This is a genomic window from Paenibacillus sp. WG02 (genome assembly GCF_055396115.1).
The window spans coordinates 6,611,473-6,630,237 of sequence record NZ_AP036016.1; the positions used below are offsets into that span (position 1 = coordinate 6,611,473).

Genomic DNA, 18,765 nt, shown 5'->3' on the forward strand with positions numbered 1-18,765 from the left:
CAGAAGCCTACGCCCTGGCGAAGCCCCGTCTTCCAATCGATTAGCCCACGCCGCCCGTTCTCTGGCAGGGAATATTTCATCCGGTAGTATTTGCAAGTATTTAGAATCTACAGCCATTGTACGTCCCCCTTCATTTACATCTCATAAATGATTTTCCCTGGATTCAGCAGCCCACGCGGGTCATTCTCACGTTTCTTACGCTCCATGCTGCCAACTTCACCGCGTCCGCCATGATCCAGCACCCAGGTATGAGGATCAAATATTTTCACGCCGATGGATTCACAAAATTGAATAATCTCGTATAAGCGTTCTTCGCTTTCAAAGCGAACAACCGGAAGCGAATTAGGCGAGATTTCCCCACCGCTGCGTACCCATTCAAAATGCAAGTACACTTCATCCCCATATTGGTCTTTAATCTTCCGAATTTGTTCCATATAGGAATCCAGCTTAAAGCCAGCTTGTAGATACGTCATCGAAGGGTCCGTTTTCATTGCCCATAACGTTGTATGATTCCATGTAAAATCCGACACGCCGATCGTTTTCCGGTAATTCTTAGCCTCAATCAGATGACCGATGTGCCCGCCATAGCTTTGGGCAAGAGCTTCGACTAGCGGCAGCGTATCCTCAGCAAATTCAAGCATAACAGCGGCCATGCCTGGCTTAATCACTTTGGCAAACGGAACGAAATACGAGGGAATCGGCCACTCCATGGGAGCAATCAATCGTTTCAGAATAGCTTCCTCTCTGGCAAGAGCCTCACCGAATTGCATCGACTGCTCGAAGGTATCGAAATTAGCAATAGCCTGAGCCCATTCTGTGCGAGGAGAAAGCGGGATGGTCACCTCAGTCAAAATACCGGTCGTCCCATAATTATGAATATAATCAAATAAGTCACGGCCTTGGATAACCAAGCGCTGCGGAGATTCTTCCATGGTGAAAATAACGGCTTCCAGCACATTGCCATCCCACAGGTTTCCGTGGGTAATCGAGCCGATTCCGCCGGAACCACCGCTTACAAAGCCGCCCACCGTCGCTTTGACATAAGTACTGGGGTAAATGCGAATTTCTTGCCCAACTTCACGAGCCTTTTTATCAATGACACCTAGACGAACTCCGCATTGTAAACGACCAAACCCAGGTCCGATTTCAAGAATCTCATCCATTCGGCTTAAATCTAAGACAATGCCGCCCTGCAGAGGGACCGCCTGACCATAGTTACCTGTACCAGCTCCACGAACTGTAACGGGAATGTTATAGCGGTAACCGAAGGCTAATACCTCTGCCACTTCGGCTTCATTACGCGGTATGGCAACGACATCAGCCGCCTTCATATTCTGCAATTGGCGATTAAGTACAGGTGAGTACCAGTAATAATCTTTAGAGAGCTTTTCTCTCGTTTCGCCATCGACAAACACGATTTCTTTAGCAAGCTGCTCCTGTATCTCTTTCTCCCAGCTAATATTCATGGCCATGAGCTTATTCACCCTTTCGTATCAATGATCCAAAGCGGCAGATACTTCACGAACTAAATCACTGAACTGCGTCGTTGTACGGAAGTTTTCATCTCGAGGAAAAGGGACGGGAATATCAATCCTCGCCGATATTTTACCGGGACGCGGTGTCATGACAACAACACTTGTGGATAAGAATACCGATTCAAATACGTTATGAGTAACGAACAACACGGTCATGGATTTATCTTGCTGCCAAATATTGAGCAGCTCCATTTGCAAGGTTTGACGCGTAATTTCGTCTAAGGCGCCGAAGGGCTCATCCATCAGAAGCAGCTTAGGTCTCGAAATGAGGGCACGCGCGATGGAGACACGCATCTTCATCCCTCCGGAGAGCTGTCTAGGCAGCACCTTCATATAGTCCTTCAAGCCAACCAGCTCCAACACGCGCTGTGCCTCTTCTTTCTGTGTCTTCTTATCTACTCCGCGCAATTCAAGCGGCAATCTTACGTTAGCTTCTACCGTAGACCAAGGCAGCAGCGTATGATCTTGGAAAACAAAGGCGATATCACTTTGTTTGCGCGCTTCTTTGGGCGTCGTTCCGAATACGTCTAATGTCCCTTTACTCGGCTTGGCAAGACCTGTGATCATTTTGAAAATCGTTGATTTCCCACATCCAGACGGACCAACAAAACAAAGGAACTCCCCTTCTTGTATCGTTAAATTCACATCTTGCAAGGCAATAGTACCGTTTGGGTACGTCTTAGAGAGATTCTCCATGCTTACGAATTTAGGGCTTGCTACTTGTGAACTGGATGTATGGATCAGAGAAGAATTCATAGCCATTTACTTCATCTCCTGTATGTGATTTTTGGAACTTTCCTCCGTTATTGTTTCTTTTTCAATGACTTCATCTCAAAAGCTTGAAAGGTGAGCAGCGCCTCGGCAATATGTGCACCGTACTTTGCAGCCATCGCATGGCCTTTCGTTATCGTTGCCTGCGTGGCATCACCAGAAATGCCCGAATGAGATAAATCATCCATGACCCAAGCAAAAGCACGGTTGCGAAAGCTCAAATAACGCGAATCCGGGTAATTCGGATATTCCGTAGGAGCAAGCTCCATATGGACCCAATCAGGCTTAGCAGACATCACTAAGGAAGTTTCCATATCACCCGCATGAATACCAGCCTGCTTCTCCAGCGGCGTTATCCACTCATCAGCGGCACCAAGTCCGCCAGGATCTAATCGAAATACAGCCAGTCCCGTTTCAATGCGGATTTCCCGGCCCATCATATTTAATAAATCCGTGTTGCCCCCGTGCGTGTTCACAAGCACCAATTTTTGAAACCCACTTTTACTCAGGCTTTTCGCTATATCCATCACGACAGCCATTAAAGTAGTTGCTGATAACGTTATGGTCCCTGGATGGCCAAGGTGCTCCGTACTTTTGCCATACGGAATGGCTGGAAGCAGCCATATATTCGCATCATCGGGAAGCTGTTCGAAAGCCTCGGTCAAGAGCACTTCGGAAATTAACGTATCGGTAAACACCGGCATATGCGGACCATGCTGCTCTATCGCGCCAACTGGCAGAACGATGAGCGCATCATCTTTGGGAACCTGAGCAACCTCGAGCTTACTTAAGCGGGGAAAAAAGCAGTGATCCCACGCCTTACCTTGATAGCGATTGAATGACAAGCTGAGCACCTCCGAATGAGTGGACATTATTGTACGCATAAGCTCTTATGAAAAAAGACCCAGACTCAGAGTGAAGAGCGGATCTTAAGCTTTCAAATTAGCATCGTTCAAAATTAAGGAGAGACTAACAGGTTAGCCATTAAGCCGCTCACCCTTTCGCGAATTCATGTTTATGGAAGGATACATTCTCACTTACTTCTTGCCAAAAATGAGCTAAGGCCTTATCCTGCCACTCTGCTTTTTTTGCAGCCATCCGCACAAAGCTTCCTTGACTATATACCCATCGGCGTTCAGGCAGCATAGTAAAGAGCTCTTCTGGCGTACTTCCGTCCAAGATAACAAAATTCGCCATGTTGCCAGCCTTCACCTCATAGGAGGTGAGACCCAGCACCTTGGCGGGCACATCTGTGATCATGCGCAGCAGTGTGCGAAGATCATCCGGTCGCCCCATATGAGCGGCATAAGAGCCAATAAGAGCAATTTGCAATAAATCGCCTCTGCCAAAAGGGTGAAAAGGATCGTGAATATTATCAGAAGCCACGGCAATAGGAATGCCTGCTTCCCAGATTTCCTTCAAACGAGTTACACCACGTCTAACGGGGAATCCGTCATGCCTTCCTTGCAAATACAAATTGACTGCGGGTAATGAGACTGCTTTGAGCCTCGCGTCAGCCATGCGCTCAATAATGCCGTGAGCATCCTGATCCGTCATCGAAGCTAACGCACATAAATGATCGACGGTAACTCTTCCTGAATACCCCTCTGATTTCGTTCGCAAAGCAATATGATTAATGGTACGCATGGCTGGATTGTCTGTTTCATCACAATGCAGATCAATTGGCACATCATATTTCTCTGCTAATTTGAATATATAATCGATATCTTCCTTAGGGGTTAATGACAAGTGCGGTGCTCCACCAATCCCATCAACGCCCATCTTTAGTGCTTCCTCCACGGCATCAACATCGAGTGACATGAAATTGTAGGGACACATCGGAAACAGCTGCAAGCTGATAAACGGCGCTAATGCTTCTTTGGCTTCCAAAGCAGCCTCAATTGTGCGTAATGCTACTTCACGAGAGGCTCTCAAATTAAAATCAAGATGTGTACGAATGTGAGTTGTACCAAAAGACAAAGCTTGCAATGCCGAACGCATGATTCTTGACTTAATCTCATTTTTGGTAAAAGACGGTGATGCACATGAGTAATTGCGTACAGCCTCTTCTAATGTCCCGCTCCGGTTCTCAACCGAGGTTAGCGAGAAAGATTTGTCTAAATGCATATGAGAATCTACGAAGCCAGGCAGTATTACTTTTCCCTCAAGATCAATGAACGAGACGCTCGATTCGCCTATACCCAGCTGCGGGTTCCATTGTTCCAATAACACTGCATCAGAATGGGCAGCATTAGCTTCTTGCTTCTGAATCTGAGTCCAAATGCCTTCACGAATCGAGAGACGAAACAAATGCCCCTCATCCTCCATTGGCAATCGTACGTTCACTAAATCCATATTCATATTAGAAGCCAATGCCGCCACCTCCTGATTATTTCCTATTCTTTATCCCTTACTTCTTAGGTAAAAATTGCGTTGTGAACACTTTGTCGATGTTCTCTGCTGTTTTCAGAACACCTACATCAACAAGCTGCTTCTGAACTTCTGTCCAGCGTTCTTTGGTCATTACTCCTGTTCCCTTGGACGCTGCATCTCCGCCGAATACAAAATCCATCTCTTTAGCAGCACTATATTTCATCATATCTAAGCCCATATCTGGATTCTTCACTTGAATGGAAGGATTAATCTCCTCGGAATGATCCTTGTAATAATCCCAACCTTTAACCGTAGCTTCAACGAAAGCTTTCACTTGGTCTGGATGTTCAGCAATCATTTTCTCCGTAGTGAAGTATACGCCAGCGTAGATGTTATAACCGGAATCGGCAACTAAAAGCGTGCCGTGCTCTACCTTTTGCTGAGAAAGAGTAAATGGTTCAGAAGTTACATATCCTTGCGTAAGAGCTTTGGGATCGCTGACAAAGTTAACTAATTGACCTGTATATTTCATTTCTTGAGCACTGTCTAATTTGTATTTCTTCTTAATAAATTGCCAGAAGCTGGCCGTTGAAGCCACATACACCTTATGTCCGTTTAAATCACCAAAATCTTTAATCGCAGTATCTTCTTTATGATAAAACACAGCTTGTGGACTCTTTTGCATGGAGGTTGCGATAGCTACAATCGGAATACCCTCTTGTCTGGCTACTAGGATATCATCACCATTCGCCATACCGAATTGCGCTTTGCCTGAAGCGACGATTTGTGTAGAAGAAACCTGCGGACCACCCGGCATGAGCGTCATATCAAATCCTGCATCTTTGTAGAATCCTTTGGCGGAAGCCGCAAAGTTCCCACCATGTTCGGGTTCGGCGAACCAGTTTAAAACAACCGTTGCAGGTACGACAGCTTTGGTAGCTGTAGTTGAAGCTGCTGGAGCAGCGGAAGCCGTCGTTGCTGCCGTTGGTGCTGTAGTTGGCGCTGACGTTGAAACCGATGAGCCCGCGTTTCCGCATGCGGCGAGCATACTTGAGATCATAACTAAGCTAATGGACAAAACAACTGGGCGTTTCGCTGCAAGCGGGTTAGTAAGATTAAATGGTTTCATATTAAACTTCCCCTCCATATTTGGTTTCTCTACAAAAGAACATATCAATCTTTAGTCAAATATAGAGTTGATAGCCTGTTCAAGTCAACGAATAGACTAACGTTTTGTATTTTCACACAATAAAAGTACGTCTTTTTATTACTTTTTCAAGAGTTATTTTGAATAAATGCACTAATATATCATAAAACACGAACATTCACTCAAATTGTACCAACAACCACACCTAATTCTTTCAACCAACGACGATACGCAATGGAGAAACGATCTACCTTATGGTTGAGTTCGATCTGCAGGTCCAGCGGAAGCAGCTCCGGCTTCTGAGTCTCGATTACCCTCGCATCTTGTTCAAACACGATATCCTGGAAGCGAATAAAATTGGCATCATCAACGTCATAGGCATAATTCCGCGAAACCATCATGAACACGACACATTCTTCTGCGGCTACAGGCAATACCGTCAACATAATCCACAAAGTTTGGCCATTGCTCGGATCTGCTTTGGACAATCGAGCCGATAAAGGCCGATAAACTTCTTTCATATAGACGTAAGTCGTCCCTTCACTCTTATCCGAGCCAGAATGGGCAACCGGTTGAAAGATCGGAATATTTTCGATATAAATGCGTTCCTTCTCTTTGATAACCTGAAAGTCGGGCAGCTCCGCATAGTCGGGGTGTCCGAGCAGATTCTGATGGACGAACATCAAATGTGCAAAGTCTGTGAAATTCTCAATAACCCTTGTCCCAGCTGCCTCAACTTTGTAGGGGCCGCATGGTAATGGACGAAACTCCGAATTAGCAAACTCTTCGAAATGAGGCAAAGATGCCACGGGTTCACCTATACACACCCAGATGAAGCCATACTTCTCTTCACAGGCATAGGTTTGCGCTTTAGCTCTGAGAGGAATTTTCTCTCCCTTAGGCTGCGCTGGAATACAGACACATTGCCCAGATGAATCATACTGCCAGCCATGGTATGGACAGACAAGGACATCATCTTGTACCCACCCTTTGGAAAGCATAGCTCCACGGTGAACGCATAGATCTTGCATCGCATGAACCCCTTTGCTAGAGCGGTAAATGGCTACTCTTTCACCCAAAATGATGACACCCACAGGTTGGTCTTTCAGCTCAGACGCGAGGTACACAGCATGCCAATCATTTTCAAGTACAGGATCATGTAGACGTTGTAAAGCCATTGAAATCATCCTCCCTATCGTTTCTGAAAATTTGTTTAGCGCAAGTTTTAAGAGGAATTACTCTATATTTGAAAAAATAGGATATTGCCCAGCCAGTTTATTACGCAGAGCATCAACCCTTGCTTGGGCCCTTTGCAGAATTTCTTGCTCATCGATCCACGTGCTTATCCCCTTCTCTACAACAACCTGACCGCCGACAATTACGAGATCGACATCATTGCCGTTCGCGTTATAAACTAGCGCTGAAGAAGCGCGATGCACAGGACTAATGTGTGCTTTGAGCATATCTACGGTCACTAGATCTGCCTTCTTGCCTGGCTCGAGACTACCCAAATCAGCACTCCTTCCAACGGCCTTTGCGCCATTCACTGTAGCCATACGCAGCACATCCATCGGCGGCAATAAGGTAGCATCCAGCTCATTCACCTTATGCAAGCATGCCGTGAACTTCAGCACTTCCAAGTTATCTTGGCAATTATTACTGCCAGGACCATCCGTACCTAAGGCAACGTTAATGCCCATACGCAGCATTTCAGGTACTCTAGCAACACCAGAAGCTAAGTACATATTGGATACTGGACAATGGATGACGGAAGCTTGCTTTGTACGAATCATTTCTAGTTCTCCATCATCAAGCCACACACCATGAACAACCTGAGTTTGCTCGCCCAGCAGTCCAACTTCATTCAGCAATTCCAAATTGCGCAGGCCATAACGGGCCATCGTCGTGTCGATCTGCTCGCTTGTTTCAGCAACATGAATGTGAGAAATCAGCTTGCGATCCCGGCTAAAGACAGCCGCCCGCTCGAGATACCCTCGGGAACATCCATATAAATTAAGCGGCCCTAGTGCAATTCGAATCCGGCCGGACGCAGCCCCATCCCATTCATCGAGCAAACGATCTGTGCAGTGGAAGATCTGTTCCTCTGTCTCCCGCAAGCGGACTTCACCAGCCAAATCCGAGCCACCTCTGGCCAAATGTCCGCGAATCCCTGAATCCACCATCGCTTGCAGTACACTTGCATCATTCTCTGGATACGTGTGGATATAATGGTGATCCATCATATATGTCGCGCCCGATTTCAAATTTTCAATACACCCAATTAAAGCAGCCAAATAAAAATCTTCAGGCTCCATCGCGAGACTCATCGGCCAAATAATCTCCTTCAACCACTGTGCGAGCGGGGAGTGATCCGATACCCCTCTCATGAACGTTTGAAACAAATGGGTATGACCATTGATGATCCCGGGAATGACGACTTTACCCGAAGCATTGTACGTATACGAAGATTGTGAGATTAAATGGTCCAAGCTCCCATCGGATCTCCATTCCCCCACTTCACGGATCACATCATGCTCCATATACACATAGCCGGGTTTGAAAATCTGATTGGTGGCATTCATGGTCAACACTGTACCGTTGTAAATTAACTTATTTGACATGTTACCACCTCTCTATTATGTTATATAATCTAACATAAACTTGTTTATTTTATTTATGTGTTATGTTAATTGACATTATTATATGAATAAACCTTTTTACCGTCAACTCCATTTGTAAATGAAATCACTGTATATAGTTGCGTTTTTAACATAATATTAGTTTATTCGATTAACATAGTTTGATTTTTCGCGTTAAATTTGTTCTTTCCATGAGAATACTGTGATAATATTAACAACTGTATATATTTCACGAAAAAGGAGTCATGCCTGTGTTAGAACTCCCTCACCTCGACCAAGTCGATCAAGAAATCATCAAGTTACTACACGAGAACGGCCGGATATCCTATGCAAAAATCGGGGAAATTCTCAATCTCTCACGTGTTGCGATTCAAAAAAGAGTCGAAAGCCTCATCGAGAAAGAAGTCATCGAAAACTTTACGATTCGGTTGAACGCGACGAAGTTAGGTAAAGTAGTCAGCGCTTTTTTCGAAGTCGAAGTGGAGCCGCGTTTTGCTGAGGAAGTAGGCAATCTGCTTTCCGCTGACTCCAACGTTATCAGTATTTATCAAATGACAGGGAGCAGCTCTCTGCATATGCATGCTTTGCTCAAAGACGATGCTGCGCTCGAAGACTTCCTCTACCAAAATATCTACAAATTGAAAGGCGTCGTACGCGTTAACACGCAAGTCGTCATTAAACGGTTTAAACAAGGAACTGGATTGGAATTGTGAAAAAAGACAAAAAAAACTGCGTGAGCATCTGTGCTCACGCAGTTTTCGTTATTTTAATATAAGTTATAAGTTCAAACGATACATCGCCTTATTTTCTAGTCCGCGGATCATTGGCGTCCATGCTTCTGTCTCCGGCGTTGTCAGCAGGGTGTCCTCAACCATTTGCAGCTTCGCATCCATCGAATCAATGTAGTGCAAAGCAACAGCTTCTGGAATTTGAGGCAGCACCGGACTCCCCCATTCAGGCAAGTTGTGGTGGGACAGCACAATATGCTGCAGACCAATGACAACATCCGATTGAAGATCAATCCCCTGATGCAGGGCAGCTTCCGTAATCCAGTTCGACGCCATCGAGATGTGTCCGAGCAGCTTTCCTTGCACACTGTAATCCGAAACGATTCCTAGCTGCGCGATCATCTCTTCGGGTTTGGCGATATCATGCAAAATGATGCCCGCTTTAATTAAATCGGCATTGAGAAATGGCCGCTGTTTACAAATAAATTCACCAATCTCCAGCATTCGTACGATATGATAAGCAAGGCCGCCGAAATAGGCATGATGATGAGTCTTGGCGGCTGGGGAATGGTTTAACTTCTCCTCTACTTTGCTCACACAAAACGAAACAATCGATTTGATGGTCGGATTCGTAATACTTTCCAAAACTTGATTTATCGTATGAATAAGATCGATTGGACTAATTGGTGCTGAACGAATGAAATCCGTAATATGTACGCCATCCTCTGGCAGCGCCTTGCGCAATCTACCGATTTTCACCTGTAGTTTATCTCGATAGGTTTGGACTAAGCCTTGAACTTTGACCAACGTCATCGGGAAAAAGGTTTCTTTATCGGTCGCGCTAACATCCCATAGTTTTGCGGAGATCTGCCCACTAGCATCGCATAGAACAATGTCCATGAAATCCTTGGCAGGCGTGGTATTCGTTTGTTTGACTTCTAACTCTTTAATGAGGTAGTAACCTACAAACTCTTCTGGTGCTTGCAGTTGCTTAATTAACGTCATTTTAGTTCCTCCATATGTCATTAGGAACATTATACTACGAATAGGATGGAATTAATTAATAGAAAATGATAGAAATTTGAGAAAGTGCTGCTGTTCTCACTCAAAGTCTTTTACTGTCAGCATCCTGTTGCGGGGTATCTCGCTCATCGGCTTTCCTAATTTTGCCCCGACCTTTTCACGAAATGAAGCGTCACTTTCGATTTTGCGAAGGAGTTCATAAGGCACTAACAGCCGAATATCCTGTTTATCCATTTTCAAATAAAATTGTATTCCATACTTTCGATATCCAAGCTCATCTTTTAACATTTCCGCAAAAGGAACCGTTTCCGGCTTAACTTCGACTTCCAACCCGGTATTATTGATATATCTCATGGCCAAAGTTTTGGGCCCACTCTGCTTTTCAAGAGGGATGTGAAGTATGACAGAAGAAGAAGTGTCTACCCATTCGACTTCATAACCAAGCTTTTCTGCGACGACGCGTAAAGGGACAAAGATTTCATCACCCGAAACAAACGCTTCCGGATGTTCCTGTAGGGTTTCACTTTTCACTTTGATTTTAATCTCATTATACGCTGCGCTGATTTCTTTAGGCGCCCCTCTATGGGGAGCAAGGAGGGCATTGGGATCTGGCTCTTCGAATTCTAAACGGTTCGTTGTATCGATGACAATTTCATTCTTATCCTCATTCCAGTTCGCCGAATGCCAGAGTGTATCGTTGAAAAAGGAAAGAGGAACATAAATGGAGTTGTTCGTTATGAACGACTTTTTCGAGTACCCTCTATCATGATGTTCAAAAAATATCCGGATCTCTCCCTGCCTGTGGGCAAGAATAGTCTCCGTGCGGGGAGGCTTAGGTTGTTGTTTCTCAGTCCTATCTGAGAGCCAATGCGTCAGCTTTTCTGCTCTTTCTGTACTAAGAAGATGCGTATCAAATACACTAACGTAAGGTAAATCCCATCTCTGGGAGTAAAATAAATAGGTTTCTCCAACTTCGATACCGGCACCGCATTGGTCCGAATCATCATTGGTCACAACAAAGGACGGAGACTGTCCCTTGAATACTTTATCAGGTTCCACTACTGCCGCTTTCTGCGATGGATACACAGCATCCACGCTCGTGACTTTAGCCGTAAAGATCGCACTCGCTTCCAGAAAATCTTCCTCAAACGTTGTCGGCCCGCGGGAACAAGCATACGCCTTAGGCGCCATAAAGCTGATAAACAAACCGAACATACAAACAAAGCACAACAATCCGTGAATCCTACCTTTCAAGAGCGCACTCCCTTTCCCACAAAAATACTGCTCATTGAATTTACGCTTATGGTTGTAAAAAGTTTCCAAAAAACTCCTTCGAAATATAGATAATAAAAAAATGGCCACCCCTATTGAAGGAGTGGCCACTGCTAAAAACTTATGGATTCATTAAGCCTGTATGTTGCAGAAGATTCATGATCATCATGACCGTTTCTGCCCTGTTCGTCTTACCGTTTGGCCGGAAACTACCATCCTCGTAGCCACTAATGAAGCCATTGTTTTTGGCCGTTTGTACCGCTTCCTTCGCATAGTCGGCAATTTGTCCGCTATCTGTGAAGTTATTTGCGCTAGAGTCGACCTGATTCGATTTCAAATTAGTTTGAATGTACTTGAGAGTTCTGCTCAGTAAAATCGCAGCTTCCTCTCGCGTAATCTGCTGATTTCCACGGAACGTACCATCTTCATAACCAGAGATGAGGCCCGCTTGAATCATAGGCTGCACAAACGCAGCGTACCAGTCTGCTTGACTTACATCTTTAAACGTAGCATTCAGAATTGTCTCAGGGATAATTCCAAGCGCCCTGCCGAGAATAGCCGAGAATTCCGCTCTCGTGACAGGAGCATTGGGATGAAACGATCCGTCAGGATAACCTGTTACGATTAGACGATTCCCCAGCTTCAGGATGCTTTGACTAGCCCAAGAGGATGAGATGTCGTTAAATGACGTTTTGTTCGTTATGACTGTGAATGTTCCATGATGATCAGCCATTAAGGAAGCGATTATTTTGCCATCATGAGCTTTTTGGAATAGCGTCGGAACTGGGTAAATCTTACCGTCCTTGTCAATAACAACGCCAACCGTTTGGCTCAGATCTGCTTCGGATGAAAGCAAGAACGAGTGCTCCAGGTAATTTCCATGATACGCATTCAGATCCATCGTCTGATTACCGATCTTCACACTAATGTTAATGTCAATGACCTTTGTAATCGGATTGGAACCTGTTGGAGCAGATTTTTCTACGATTTGCACATTCAGAGAACCTTTTGCCGCATCATCTTTGGAAATACCGAGTTGGCGGCTGATCGCATCAATGGTGAACAATTTGGCAGGGAGTAGGAATTCCGTCCCTTCAGTATGCAAACCGATCACGTTTGCGGAGTTCGCAGCATTGATTTGATTCATCAAATCGATCCCCAGCGTTACTTGAATTTCCTGTGATGCTGATGGAAACTCAACGGCGAACAATTGCGGTTCACTGGAAAGCAGCAGCTTTTTCTTCAAATCATTTTCATTCAGTATCACCACTTGTACATTCCCTATCATTTGCACAGTTACTGATACTTTGTTTAGCTTCAATTGCGAAGTCCGATCCAATGTAAACCAATTCTGTTCAATTGAAGGTTCAGGCGTTGAAGCCCCACCCGAAGGACCAGGAGACGAGCTCAGCTCTACAACATGAACCTGCACGTTGACCGGTGGCAAGCCTCCATAAGTAACGGTTATTTGACTATCACCTGACTTCAATCCGGTTACCTTACCTTTGCTATCCACGGATGCGATATCAGGATGTGAAGAAACATAAATCGCCGAGTTGGTTACGTTCTTGTACGGTGGTGCGCCATACACGACCTGTACGACAGTCGAGTGCGAATCACCGACGTTCAGTTGATAGCTAACATTATCTAGAAGAAGACCAGTACCGTATACAGATAAAGTAACTGTATTGGACGATACACTGTTCGCAAACAATGTACTTCCATCGTAAAGAGCTTGAACTTTGTAAACTCCCGGAGCCAAAGTCAGAGGAAGTACCGCTTTTCCTTGCTGTAGGGTGGCTTTGCCAAGTTCTATTCCAGTACCAGTGTTAGTAAACGTCACCGTGCCATCAGGAACACGACTTCTGTCGGAAGGAGCAGTAACAATGGCAGACAGTTCTGCGGAAATACCGTAGGTTACTGCCGTAACCGTAGTGCTTGTTCCGTATTTCACCGTTACCTGATGTGCGTTAGAGATACTTGAAGTAAATGCCCCGCCGCTAATGAACTCGGCAGTTATGGCATGTACGCCCACACTAAGTTCATTTGTTTCCAACACTGCAACTCCATTGCCGTCAAGCCGAACTGCAACTCCGAGAGCATGCCCCCCGTCTTTAAAGGCGATCGTTCCGTTAGGAATACCGCCGGTAGGATCCGTAGATTGCACCGTTGCCGTTAGTTTGACAGGCTGACCATAAACTTGTTCAGTAACAGAAGTCGATAACGCGGTTGTTGTTGTATATTTGCCGATTTCAATAGTTAATGCGCTCGCAGAACTTGCTGTATAGTTACTGTCTCCACCGTATTCAACGTCAACAGTATGGGAACCCACTGCCAGTGTGCTTATTGCAATAGTTGTGTTACCAGAACTCAATGTACCACTACCAAGTATCACAGCACCTTCCTTGACTGTAACTGTGCCGCTCGGCGTCCCACTTCCAGGGGCGGCAGCCGCTACTGTCGCTGTTATCAGCACCGGTTGACCGAATGATCCATTGATCGTCGAGCTTGGCAGTGTCGTTGTGGTATCAGCCTTTGCTACTGTTAGCGAAATCCCAGCTGTAGCTATGCTACCAGAAAAGTTGCCGTCTCCACTGTATTCCGCACTTATGTTATGAAGGCCAATTATAAGCGCACTGGTTTTAAACGATGCAATACCAGCGTTCATTGTTCCGCTACCTAGAACCACTGAGCCTTCCTTGAACGCTACTGTGCCGGTTGGCGTCCCGCTGCCTGGTGCTGCAGCAGTTACCGTTGCCTCAAATGTCACTTGTTGGCCATACACGCTGCTAGTCACAGAACTTGGCAATAATGTTGTCGTTGTACTGGCCGCATTAACCGTTTGTGTGACTCCAGCAGTCGTCATGCTTTTGATGAAATTCCCGTCTTCTGCCGTGTACTCCGCACTAATGCTATGAGTTCCAACCGTAAGTACGCTCGTTGTGAACGTAGCACTGCCGGAACTTAGCGTTTCGGTGCCAAGTACCGTAGTACCTTCCTTGAACGTTACCGTGCCGGTTGGCGTACCGCTTCCTGGTGCAACGGCTGCTACCGTTGCCGTAATCGACACTGATTGACCGGACACGCTGATGGCTGCTGAGCTGGTCAACGTCGTTGTTGTACTAGCGGCATTAACCGTTTGCGTGATCCCAGCTGCCGTCATCCCTGCCGTAAAGGTGCCATCTCCTGTGTACTCAGCCGTAATGGTATGAGTACCGACTGTTAATACATTGGTAGTAATCATCGCGATTGCGGAGTTCAATGTTCCGGTACCAAGCACTGTAGAGCCGGCCTTGAACGTCACAGTACCGCTTGGTGTTCCACTGCCCAGTGCAGTTGTCGTAACGGTAGCTGTCAGCGTAACGTCTTGCTGATAAACCGATGTACTAACGCTGCTGCTAAGGGAAACCATGGACTTTGCTTTAACGAGCTGCGCGAATCCTGTTGAGGTACTTGCCGCATTCGTGCTATCGCCGCTATACACAGCAGTAATCGTATGTGAGCCGACTGACAATACGGTTGTCGAGTATACCGCAATACCCGTTCCATTCAGAACGGCAGTACCGAGAACTGTCGACCCATCCTTGAACGTCACCGAGCCGACCGGGATAGCGCCTCCTTGAGAAATGACCGTTGCTGTAAAGCTTACCGATTGACCGTACTCACTGGTTGGCGATGAACTATCCAACGTCGTCCCTGTATCGGTCGGTGACACGATTTGTGTGATGCCTGCCGTTGTCGTACTAATCGCAAAACTGCCATCCCCGCTATACTCCGCGGTAATCGTATGAGATCCAACCGTCAGTGCGCTAAATGGGAACGTAGCGATTCCTGCACTTAAAGTACTAGTACCAAGCGTCGCAGCCCCTTCTTTGAAAGTAACCGTACCGGTTGGCGTGCCGCTTCCAGGCGCAACTGCCGTCACCGTTGCTGTGAACGTCACTTCATGCCCTACTACAGCTGTCGAAGAGGAACTACTCAATGTCGTTGTCGTACTAGCGACATTCACCGTTTGCATGATCCCAACCGCAGTCGTACTATTGGCAAAATTCCCATCGCCTGCGTACTCCGCGCTTATGCTATGAGTTCCGACCGCAAGTGTGCTCGTCGTGAACGCTGCGCTGCCTGAGCTCAGCGTTCCGGTGCCAAGTACCGTAGCACCTTCCTTGAACGTTACCGTGCCGGTTGGCGTACCGCTTCCTGGTGCAACGGCTGCTACCGTTGCCGTAATCGACACTGATTGACCGGACACGCTGATGGCTGCTGAGCTGGTCAACGTCGTTGTTGTACTAGCGGCATTAACCGTTTGCGTGATCCCAGCTGCCGTCGTACTACTTGCAAAATTCCCATTACTGACGTCGCCGACGTACTCTGCGGTAATGGTATGGGATCCGATCGCTAGAACAGTCGTTGTGAACGAAGCACTACCGGAGCTCAGTGTTTCGCTGCCAAGCACCGTAGAGCCTTCCTTAAACGTTACGGTACCAGTCGGCGCCCCACTTCCAGGCGCAACTAACGCAATATCCGCCGTAATCGTTACAGATTGGCCGAAAAAGCTTGTAGCTGCCGAACTGCTCAGCGTCGTCGTCGTACTGGCTGCACTAACAACTTGTGTAACTCCCGCTGAAGTCGCGGTTGCAAAGTTGCCATCGCCTACATACTCTGCGGTGATCGTATGGGAACCTGCGGCGAGCATACTAGTCGTTAACGTCGCGCTGCCGGAACTAAGTGTTCCGTTACCCAGCACTGCAGTCCCTTCCTTGAACCTTACTAAGCCTGTTGGCATACCGCTTCCCGGTGCGACAGCGGTCACGTCAGCCGTCAGCGTGGTGCTTTGACCATATACTGATGCGGACGGGTTATTAGTAAGAGCTACGCTGGCAGTTGCCTGACTAACTACTTGCGTAAATGTTGCCGAGGTACTTCCAAAATACAGACTATCACCGCTATATTCAGCCGTTATTGTATGCGTACCGACTGTAAGCGAAGTTGCAGTAATCACTGCATGCCCAGACCTGTCTAAGGTACCTGAGCCGACCACGGTTGAGCCTTCTTTGAATGTCACCGTACCCGTCGGTGTACCGCTGGATGATGTGGTCGTCGCCGTCCATTGCACGGTTTGTCCGTAAACAATTGGTGAAGCAGTCGAACTTGCCGTCGTATTCGTCACGGTCTTAGTATCCACAGTCGTCGGATCAGAGAATGAGTTATTCGTCGTGTTGGTTTCGCCACCACCCGAAACGGATACCCTATTCGTAATGCTTGTGCCAGCGTTGCTTGCAACATTCCCCGTTAGGGTAATGCTCGGATAACTCGCTCCCATAGCGAGCGAATCATTTCTCGTACAAGTATACGTAGGCGAAATTTGGCATGTCCATCCAGTGCCATCAAATTCAGTTATGGTTAACTCAGGCGGTGGTGTTTCTGTCACAACAACAGCCCCACTCGTATTCGTATTACCGTTATTCTGCACCCGAATAGTGTACTGAACTCCTGTTTGGCTCTGATGGAAATTACCCGTGTGAGTCATCGAGATCGTTAAATCGGGTGATGCTTGAACTGTAAGATTGAATGTTAAAAGAACAGATTGATTGGTGACCGAAGAGACAGCTGTAATGGATACAATAGTCGTTCCGTGTTCTCCCGGGGTCGGTGTGATTTTAAGTGTACGACTCGCGCCAGTTCCAGAAATGCTCAAGCCCGCATCAGGCAACAGTGTCTTATCCCCTGAAACTGCCGTAGTCGTAACCGTTCCGAGCGTAACATCCCCTACATCAAAAGTTATCGGCAACATATCGCCGCTGTTCATTGTTTGATTAGAAATCACTTGGATCGTCGGATTCGCTTCGAAAGCACCGATGTCGATAATTTGCGATGTTCCAGCTCCAGCGGCATGAACTTTTCTGGCAAATCCATTCCCACGCTGATCGGACGTGCCAGCAGGACCGTTTGCATTGTCGCCCTTATCCAAAGCCGGACTACCCGGTAACAAGGCTTGCGTTTTCGTGATGCCGCCGTTATTGGCAAGAGGACCTAGAAGCGCATTTGCCACTCCTGTTTGGTTGCCTAAACTTATATTGCTCAGTCCGCCAGCGCCGCCAGTACCGATTAAGTTGTTCGTACTGGTTGCAACCTTGACAGAATAGCCTTCAATGTCACTGGCCGTTCCTCCGCCCTTGCTATTGCCTGCCACGATATTGTTATGCAGCTCGACGTTTCCGACGTTCGATTGAACGTAAATCCCTCCGCCATTTCCGGAAGTCGATACATTCGCGTTCAATGTGTTGTTACGGAACAAGTTCGTCCCTATCGAGTTGACATAGATGCCGCCGCCATCAAGAGCGGATGTATTCCCATAAATAGTGGAATTCTCCAAAGTCAAAGCTTGATTGGCGTATATACCGCCACCATATCCGGAAGTGTTCGAGTTGGCCTTATTTTCGTTTATGGTGCTGGACGTGATGGCGCTGCTTCCGGTCCCTTCCATATAAAGACCACCGCCGTTATCGCCCGTCGCCGTGTTTTTCTCCACAGTCGAAGCATCCAGCTTGAAAGGTCCCCACGATTGTACGTAAATGCCGCCGCCTTTTCCTGCCGAGGTGTTGGTTGTCACCGTCGATCGGGTTACTTTCAACGTGCCGTTCGATTTCCCTCCGGTCAAATTGAGACCGCCACCGTCACCAATTGTCGAACTATTTTCGCTGATATAGGCGTTATCGATTTGGATCATTGTCGTCACGCCCGAATTCTTGCCCACATCGGCAAGGATGGCACCTCCGCCGTAACCGTCCGTTGCTTTACCGTAACGGAGCCAAACGGATTGAATCGTAACGTTCAGCTCTTTGTCCAAATTCGGGTTAATATTGAAGATACGATCTGTACCGCTCCCCGCGGAATTTCCCGCTTGAATGATGGTAGACTTAGGGTCGCCGTTCGAATCACCCCCGGCCCCGATAATCGTCAGATTGCTCGTTATCGAAAGTGAACTCGATAACGTATAAGTACCTGCAGGCACAATGATGGTTGTTGCGCCTGTGGTCGAATTCGCTTCCATAACCGCTGCTCGTAGTGTTCCGGGATTCGCGTCATCTGAAAAAGAAGTAACGGTGAGCGTTGCAGCTTGCGCCACACCCGCTGTGACCCAAAATGCGCCTACAGTGACAAATATAAATATAATCCATTTCAAAACCCAACTAGCGGGAATTGATCGCCTCAAATATCGGACATCCGTTTCCATAGTTCCTCCTTCATGATATGGTTTTCGACCTCCTCGATGT

At 46.8% G+C, this 18,765-nt stretch carries 11 protein-coding genes; 1 reads left to right on the plus strand and 10 read right to left on the minus strand.

All coding sequences use genetic code 11. The annotated features are described in order from the left end of the window. Positions 1-134: 134 nt before the first annotated feature. The 7 genes from ACBP55_RS30035 to ACBP55_RS30065 all read right to left on the minus strand — a co-directional run bounded on the left by ACBP55_RS30035 (position 135) and on the right by ACBP55_RS30065 (position 8,447). Positions 135-1,472: an FAD-binding oxidoreductase gene (locus tag ACBP55_RS30035; protein ID WP_464646873.1), complete on the minus strand. Its 1,338-nt coding sequence runs from the start codon at positions 1,470-1,472 to the stop codon at positions 135-137. A 21-nt stretch (positions 1,473-1,493) separates the two neighbouring features. After that, positions 1,494-2,291 (minus strand): ABC transporter ATP-binding protein, encoded by a 798-nt coding sequence (locus ACBP55_RS30040; RefSeq protein WP_464653448.1) that lies wholly within the window; start codon positions 2,289-2,291, stop codon positions 1,494-1,496. Positions 2,292-2,338: 47 nt separating this feature from the next. After that, the gene (locus ACBP55_RS30045; RefSeq protein ID WP_464653449.1) at positions 2,339-3,160 is read right to left on the minus strand and encodes a creatininase family protein; all 822 of its coding nucleotides are present in this window, start codon (positions 3,158-3,160) and stop codon (positions 2,339-2,341) included. 139 nt (positions 3,161-3,299) lie between these two features. Beyond that, positions 3,300-4,679, minus strand: coding sequence for an amidohydrolase family protein (locus tag ACBP55_RS30050; RefSeq protein WP_464646874.1), 1,380 nt, complete (start codon positions 4,677-4,679; stop codon positions 3,300-3,302). Positions 4,680-4,716: 37 nt separating this feature from the next. Then, positions 4,717-5,808 carry an ABC transporter substrate-binding protein gene (locus ACBP55_RS30055; RefSeq protein WP_464646875.1) on the minus strand — a complete coding sequence of 364 codons (1,092 nt, stop codon included), beginning with the start codon at positions 5,806-5,808 and terminating at the stop codon, positions 4,717-4,719. Positions 5,809-6,008: 200 nt separating this feature from the next. Then, a complete protein-coding gene (locus ACBP55_RS30060) occupies positions 6,009-7,004 on the minus strand; it encodes an aromatic ring-hydroxylating dioxygenase subunit alpha (RefSeq protein ID WP_464646877.1) in 996 nt (331 codons plus the stop codon). Positions 7,005-7,061: 57 nt separating this feature from the next. Then, positions 7,062-8,447 (minus strand): amidohydrolase family protein, encoded by a 1,386-nt coding sequence (locus ACBP55_RS30065; protein WP_464646878.1) that lies wholly within the window; start codon positions 8,445-8,447, stop codon positions 7,062-7,064. A gap of 269 nt (positions 8,448-8,716) precedes the next feature. Between ACBP55_RS30065 and ACBP55_RS30070 the strand changes: the two genes are divergently transcribed. Then, on the plus strand, positions 8,717-9,178 hold the full coding sequence (locus ACBP55_RS30070) for an Lrp/AsnC family transcriptional regulator (RefSeq protein WP_464646880.1): 462 nt from the start codon (positions 8,717-8,719) through the stop codon (positions 9,176-9,178). Between the two features lie 63 nt (positions 9,179-9,241). Here the strand turns inward: ACBP55_RS30070 and ACBP55_RS30075 are convergent, their stop codons facing one another. From ACBP55_RS30075 to ACBP55_RS30085, 3 genes are all read right to left on the minus strand, one after another. Beyond that, positions 9,242-10,198: a 3'-5' exoribonuclease YhaM family protein gene (locus ACBP55_RS30075; RefSeq protein WP_464646881.1), complete on the minus strand. Its 957-nt coding sequence runs from the start codon at positions 10,196-10,198 to the stop codon at positions 9,242-9,244. A gap of 96 nt (positions 10,199-10,294) precedes the next feature. Continuing rightward, positions 10,295-11,470 carry a stalk domain-containing protein gene (locus ACBP55_RS30080; RefSeq protein WP_464646883.1) on the minus strand — a complete coding sequence of 392 codons (1,176 nt, stop codon included), beginning with the start codon at positions 11,468-11,470 and terminating at the stop codon, positions 10,295-10,297. A 139-nt stretch (positions 11,471-11,609) separates the two neighbouring features. After that, complete coding sequence (locus ACBP55_RS30085; RefSeq protein WP_464646885.1) at positions 11,610-18,725, minus strand: Ig-like domain repeat protein; 7,116 nt, start codon at positions 18,723-18,725, stop codon at positions 11,610-11,612. Between the last annotated feature and the right edge of the window lie 40 nt (positions 18,726-18,765).

Coding starts and splice junctions, on each gene's coding strand:
- ACBP55_RS30035 (WP_464646873.1), bottom strand. CDS start 1,472: ATGGCCATGAATATTAGCTGGGAGAAAGAGATACAGGAGCAGCTTGCT.
- ACBP55_RS30040 (WP_464653448.1), bottom strand. CDS start 2,291: ATGAATTCTTCTCTGATCCATACATCCAGTTCACAAGTAGCAAGCCCT.
- ACBP55_RS30055 (WP_464646875.1), bottom strand. CDS start 5,808: ATGAAACCATTTAATCTTACTAACCCGCTTGCAGCGAAACGCCCAGTT.
- ACBP55_RS30060 (WP_464646877.1), bottom strand. CDS start 7,004: ATGGCTTTACAACGTCTACATGATCCTGTACTTGAAAATGATTGGCAT.
- ACBP55_RS30065 (WP_464646878.1), bottom strand. CDS start 8,447: ATGTCAAATAAGTTAATTTACAACGGTACAGTGTTGACCATGAATGCC.
- ACBP55_RS30075 (WP_464646881.1), bottom strand. CDS start 10,198: ATGACGTTAATTAAGCAACTGCAAGCACCAGAAGAGTTTGTAGGTTAC.
- ACBP55_RS30085 (WP_464646885.1), bottom strand. CDS start 18,725: ATGGAAACGGATGTCCGATATTTGAGGCGATCAATTCCCGCTAGTTGG.